This window comes from Streptomyces sp. NPDC046859, from assembly GCF_040645135.1.
In the GTDB taxonomy this organism is placed as follows: Bacteria; Actinomycetota; Actinomycetes; order Streptomycetales; family Streptomycetaceae; genus Streptomyces.
This window is the reverse complement of record NZ_JBEYXR010000009.1, coordinates 281,197-287,196: the sequence shown is the minus strand read 5'-3', so window position 1 is coordinate 287,196 and position 6,000 is coordinate 281,197. Positions and strand designations below refer to the sequence as shown.

5 protein-coding genes and 2 rRNA genes are annotated in these 6,000 nt (G+C 66.9%); all 7 read left to right on the top strand.

The features are described 5' to 3' along the window. Positions 1 to 73, top strand: a 23S ribosomal RNA gene (locus ABZ899_RS17000); the annotation flags it as partial. An 88-nt stretch (positions 74 to 161) separates the two neighbouring features. Next, a 5S ribosomal RNA gene (rrf, locus tag ABZ899_RS16995) occupies positions 162 to 278 on the top strand. Positions 279 to 388: 110 nt separating this feature from the next. Next, entirely contained in the window at positions 389 to 1,000 is a 612-nt protein-coding gene (locus ABZ899_RS16990; protein WP_361346285.1) for a CDP-alcohol phosphatidyltransferase family protein, read from the top strand. Positions 1,001 to 1,114: 114 nt separating this feature from the next. Next, the gene (locus tag ABZ899_RS16985; protein WP_361346283.1) at positions 1,115 to 3,610 is read left to right on the top strand and encodes a mannose-1-phosphate guanyltransferase; all 2,496 of its coding nucleotides are present in this window, start codon (positions 1,115 to 1,117) and stop codon (positions 3,608 to 3,610) included. Positions 3,611 to 3,708: 98 nt separating this feature from the next. Beyond that, positions 3,709 to 4,620, top strand: coding sequence for a DUF881 domain-containing protein (locus ABZ899_RS16980; protein WP_361346281.1), 912 nt, complete (start codon positions 3,709 to 3,711; stop codon positions 4,618 to 4,620). Further along, positions 4,617 to 4,949, top strand: a complete 333-nt coding sequence (locus tag ABZ899_RS16975) for a small basic family protein (RefSeq protein ID WP_003988855.1) — start codon at positions 4,617 to 4,619, stop codon at positions 4,947 to 4,949. The genes ABZ899_RS16980 and ABZ899_RS16975 overlap by 4 nt, the downstream gene beginning before the upstream one ends. Before the next feature lie 5 nt (positions 4,950 to 4,954). Beyond that, the gene (locus tag ABZ899_RS16970; protein ID WP_361346279.1) at positions 4,955 to 5,797 is read left to right on the top strand and encodes a DUF881 domain-containing protein; all 843 of its coding nucleotides are present in this window, start codon (positions 4,955 to 4,957) and stop codon (positions 5,795 to 5,797) included. Positions 5,798 to 6,000: the final 203 nt, after the last annotated feature.

Genomic DNA, 6,000 nt, shown 5'->3' with positions numbered 1-6,000 from the left:
GTTGATAGGCCGGATCTGGAAGCACGGTAACGTGTGGAGGTGACCGGTACTAATAGGCCGAGGGCTTGTCCTCAGTTGCTCGCGTCCACTGTGTTGGTTCTGAAACCACGAACAACCCCATGCCTGGTCACGGTGTGGTGCGGTTGAGAGTTTCATAGTGTTTCGGTGGTCATAGCGTGAGGGAAACGCCCGGTTACATTCCGAACCCGGAAGCTAAGCCTTACAGCGCCGATGGTACTGCAGGGGGGACCCTGTGGGAGAGTAGGACGCCGCCGAACTCCTTTTAGAGCTCTGGCTCTTGGGCACAACTGCCCGAGAGCCAGAGCTTTTTTGTGTTGAGGTAGGGTCGGGTAGCATCGTCGATTCGTTCACCACAGGAGGCCCCCGGGTGGAGGTCCAGGAGACCCGTGTCCAGACAGACCGGGTCCTCACCATCCCCAACGTCCTCAGCATGGCGCGGCTCGTTGGTGTACCGCTGTTCCTGTGGCTGATTCTGAGGCCCGAGTTCGGTGGGCCCAAGAGTGACGGCTGGGCGCTTCTGGTGCTGGCCCTGAGCGGTGTCAGTGACTACCTGGACGGCAAGCTCGCCAGGCGCTGGAACCAGGTCAGCAGCCTCGGCCGGCTTCTGGACCCGGCGGCCGACCGGCTCTACATTCTTTCGACTTTGGTCGGCCTCACGTGGCGGGAGATTCTGCCGCTCTGGTTGACCGCGGTGCTGCTGGCACGTGAGCTGGTTCTGCTGGTCATGGTCGGGATCCTCAGGCGCCACGGGTATCCGCCGCCGCAGGTGAACTTCCTGGGGAAGGCGGCCACCTTCAACCTGATGTACGCCTTCCCCTTGCTGCTGCTCAGTGACGGCAGTGGTTGGATCTCGTCACTCGCTGCTATTTTCGGATGGGCGTTCGCTGGATGGGGTACAACACTCTATTGGTGGGCAGGAGTCCTCTACGTGGTACAAGTCCGCCGTGTCGTTCGCGCGGACGCCGCCATGGCCGATTGAACTCGCCGATTGCAGAGGGCGTAGCGGCTCGATGGCCCGCACGGGAAAAGTGCGGGACAATCAGGACGGGTGAAGTCGGCTAGACCGTCGTCTCTGGAGGAGGACGCTTCCGACATGAAGGCCGTCGTGATGGCCGGGGGTGAAGGCACTCGCCTTCGCCCCATGACCTCGAGCATGCCCAAGCCGCTCCTGCCGGTGGTCAACCGGCCGATCATGGAGCACGTGCTGCGGCTGCTCAAAAGGCATGGGCTGAATGAGACCGTCGTCACCGTTCAGTTCTTGGCTTCTCTCGTCAAGAACTACTTCGGTGATGGCGAAGAGCTCGGTATGGAGCTCACGTATGCCAATGAGGAGAAGCCACTCGGTACCGCCGGAAGCGTCAAGAACGCAGAGGAAGCACTGAAGGACGATGCCTTCCTCGTCATCTCCGGCGATGCCCTGACGGACTTCGACCTCACCGAGCTCATCAACTTCCACAAGGAAAAGGGCTCGATGGTCACCGTCTGTCTGACGCGTGTGCCGAATCCCCTGGAATTCGGTATCACGATCGTCGACGAGGAGGGCCGCGTCGAGCGCTTCCTGGAGAAGCCGACCTGGGGCCAGGTCTTCTCGGACACCGTGAACACCGGCATCTACGTCATGGAGCCCGAGGTATTCGACTACGTCGAAGCCGATGTGCCCGTGGACTGGTCGGGTGACGTCTTCCCTCAGCTGATGAAGGAGGGCAAGCCCATCTACGGCTATGTCGCGGAGGGCTACTGGGAGGACGTCGGTACGCTCGAGAGCTATGTGAAGGCCCAGGCCGACGTCCTGGAGGGCAAGGTCGACGTCGAACTCGACGGCTTCGAGATCTCTCCCGGTGTGTGGGTGGCCGAGGGCGCCGAGGTACACCCCGACGCAGTGCTCCGGGGGCCGGCCTACATCGGCGACTACGCCAAGGTGGAGGCCGGCGCCGAGATCCGTGAGCACACGGTCATCGGCTCCAACGTCGTCGTGAAGAGCGGTGCCTTCATGCACCGGGCCGTCGTGCACGACAACGTGTACGTCGGGCAGCACAGCAATCTGCGAGGCTGCGTCGTCGGCAAGAACACCGACATCATGCGCGCCGCGCGGATCGAGGACGGCGCGGTCATCGGTGACGAGTGCCTGATCGGTGAAGAATCGATCGTTCAGGGCAATGTGCGGGTGTACCCGTTCAAGACCATCGAGGCCGGCGCCTTCGTCAACACCTCGGTGATCTGGGAGTCCAGAGGCCAGGCGCATCTCTTCGGCGCCCGCGGCGTCTCCGGCATCCTGAACGTCGAGATCACGCCCGAGCTGGCGGTGCGGCTTGCGGGTGCGTACGCCACCACTCTGAAGAAGGGGGCCACCGTCACGACGGCCCGTGACCACTCCCGTGGTGCGCGGGCGCTGAAGCGGGCGGTGATCTCCGCGCTGCAGGCCAGCGCCATCGACGTACGGGACCTGGAGAACGTGCCGCTGCCGGTCGCGCGGCAGCAGACCGCGCGGGGCAGTGCCGGCGGGATCATGATCCGTACGACGCCCGGGGTGCCGGACTCGGTGGACATCATGTTCTTCGACGGACAGGGGGCCGACCTGTCGCAGGCCAGTCAGCGCAAGCTGGACCGGGTCTTCGCACGGCAGGAGTACCGGCGCGCGTTCCCGGGCGAGATCGGCGACCTGCACTTCCCGGCCAGTGTCTTCGACTCCTACACCGGGTCACTGCTGCGGAACGTCGACACGACGGGCATCGCGGAGTCCGGGCTCAAGGTCGTCGTGGACGCGTCCAACGGTAGTGCCGGTCTGGTGCTGCCCAGCCTGCTCGGCAAGCTGGGGGTGGACTCGCTGACGATCAATCCCGGTCTCGACGAGTCCAGGCCCACCGAGTCGGCCGAGACGCGGCGGTCGGGGCTGGTGCGGCTGGGCGAGATCGTGGCGTCGGCGCGGGCCGCGTTCGGCGTGCGTTTCGACCCCGTCGGGGAGCGGCTGTCGCTGGTCGACGAGAAGGGGCGGATCGTCGAGGACGACCGGGCCCTGCTCGTCATGCTCGACCTGGTGGCCGCGGAGCGGCGCAGCGGGCGTGTGGCGCTTCCGGTGACCACCACCAGGATCGCGGAGCAGGTCGCCGCCTATCACGGGACGCAGGTGGAGTGGACGACCACGTCGCCCGACGACCTGACCCGCGTGGGCGCCGAAGAAGGGACGATCTTCGGAGGTGACGGCCGCGGTGGCTTCATCATCCCGGAGTTCAGCAGCGTCTTCGACGGCACCGCCGCCTTCGTCCGGCTGATCGGACTGGTGGCGCGTACCCAGCTCACGCTCAGCCAGATCGACGCGCGGATCCCGCGGGCCCACGTCCTGAAGCGGGACCTCGCGACCCCGTGGGCGGTCAAGGGGCTCGTGATGCGCCGGGTCGTCGAGGCGGCCGGGGATCGCTTTGTCGATACGACCGACGGTGTGCGGGTCGTGGAACCGGACGGCCGCTGGGTGATGGTGCTGCCCGACCCGGCCGAGGCGGTCACCCATCTGTGGGCCGAGGGGCCGGACGACGCGTCCGCCCAGGCGCTCCTCGACGAGTGGGCGGCGGTCGTGGACAGCGCCGGCCGCTGAGTCCCGCGTAAGCACATGTGCCGGACAGGTACCCCTGAAAGGGGCCTGTCCGGCACACGCGGTGGGGCCATTCGGAGTATCGGCGGCGACGTGCGACGATGTGCGGCATGCCGCAGCCCCCCGTTCGGAGCACACCCACGCGCCCGCCGCGTCCGGACGCGTCCATGTCGCTGCTCACCAACGTCATGGATCACAGTCTCGACGACGGCTACGCCGAGGCCGCCGCCCGTAAGAAGGCCGCCGGTGAGGGTGGGCTGCCCAAGACGCTGCGGGCCAAGCTGGGGCTCGCCGTGGGCCTGGTGCTCGCGGCGCTCGTGGTGACCGTGGGAGCGGCGCAGGCGCGCGTGGCGGCGCCCGTCGTGGCCAAGGAGCGTGAAGAGCTCGTCGACCGCGTCGAGAAGGAGACCGAGGCGGCGGACGAGCTGGAGAAGACGGTCGACGAGCTGCGGGCCGATGTGGGCGCCCGGCAGCGCGAGGCGCTGAAGGCGGCCGGTCACGGCGAGCAGGCCGACCTCGTGAGCATTCTGTCGGGCGCCGTCGAGGTGCGGGGACCCGGCGTGAAGCTGGTCGTGGACGACGCCAAGGAGGCCGGTGACGTCGCCGGAGGTGACGCGCGCGGGGCGTCCGGCTTCTCGGACACCGGACGGGTGCGCGACCGCGACATGCAGCGCGTCGTCAACGGCCTGTGGGAGTCCGGCGCGGAGGCCGTCTCGATCAACGGACAGCGGCTGACCGCCCTGTCCGCGATCAGGGCCGCGGGTGACGCGATACTGGTCGACAACAGGCCGCTGGTGCCGCCGTACACGGTGCTCGCGGTGGGGGACGGGGAGCGGCTGAGCCGCGCTTTCCAGGACAGTGCAGACGGCCTGTACCTGAACGCCCTGCAGGAGAACTTCGGCATCCGGACCAGCATCTCCGCGCAGGAGGACCTCCGGCTGCCCGCGGCGCCGAGTGTGATCGTCCGTACAGCACAGCCGAACACCGAGACAACTGAGAAGGGCACATCGTGATCGCCGTACTGGGCCTCGTCGTGGGCGTCGTGGCCGGCCTGTTGGTCCGGCCCGAGGTTCCGGCGGTCGTCGAGCCGTATCTGCCGATCGCCGTCGTGGCGGCTCTCGACGCCGTCTTCGGTGGTCTGCGGGCCATGCTCGACGGCATCTTCGACGACAAGGTCTTCGTCGTGTCATTCCTGTCGAACGTGGTGGTGGCCGCGTTGATCGTGTTCCTGGGCGACAAGTTGGGCGTGGGCGCGCAGCTGTCCACCGGCGTCGTCGTGGTGCTCGGCATCCGGATCTTCTCCAACGCCGCGGCGATCCGCCGGCACGTCTTCCGGGCGTGAGGCCGATGAGCGACCAGGACGCGACCCCCGAGAACCGGCTGCGCAAGGAGTTGCCCGAGGAGGTGCACGCCGACCCCGACGAGGCTCCTGAGGCCGCTGAGGAGGACGGCGACCGTACGGCGGAGCTGACCGGCCGGCAGCGGCTGGTGAACGGGCTGTGGCCGCCGCGGGTGAGCCGGGCCCAACTCATCGTGGCGCTGCTGCTGTTCGGGCTGGGCTTCGGTCTCGCGGTCCAGGTCGCCTCGAACAGCGACGGCGACAGCGCCCTGCGCGGAGCACGCCAGGAAGATCTTGTCCGCATCCTCGATGAACTCGATGACCGCAGTCAGCGTCTTGAGGACGAGAAGCGAGGTCTCGAGAAGCAGCGTGACGAACTGGAGAACAGTTCCGACCAGGCCGAGGAGGCCCGCCGGCAGACGGTCGAGAAGGAGAGACAACTCGGCATCCTCGCGGGCACCGTGGCCGCTGAGGGACCCGGCATCACGATCACCATCGACGACACGAAGGGGACGGTCGAGGCGGACATGCTGCTCGACGCGATCCAGGAGCTGCGGGCGGCCGGGGCGGAGGCGATGCAGGTAAACGGTGTCCGCATCGTCGCCGGCACCTACCTGTCCGACGCGGGCAACACCGTGAGCGTCGACGGGAACAAGATCAACGCTCCCTATCGTTTCAAGGTCATCGGCAAGCCGCAGGACCTGGAGCCGGCCCTCAACATCCCTGGAGGCGTGGTCCAGACACTGGAGAAGGAGCAGGCCATCGTGACCATCGAGCGGTCTGACAAGATCGTTGTGGACGCCTTGCGGGCGGCGAAGCGGCCTGACTACGCTCGGTCGTCCTCCAGGTGAACCGGTGGTGCATGGGGGACTTCCGGCAAGGGCATGAGGTTGCGGGGGGTCGACGCACCGATTGGGTGGTGCGTGGTGGAAACTGTCTGGCGGAGACGGACGTTGTGAAGATGTCCGGGTCGGCCAATAGGTTCAGTCAGGGTTCGTCCTGCCCCACGGGCGGGTCTGTTTCGGTCAAGGGGAATCGCCCGTGAAGTTGTTTG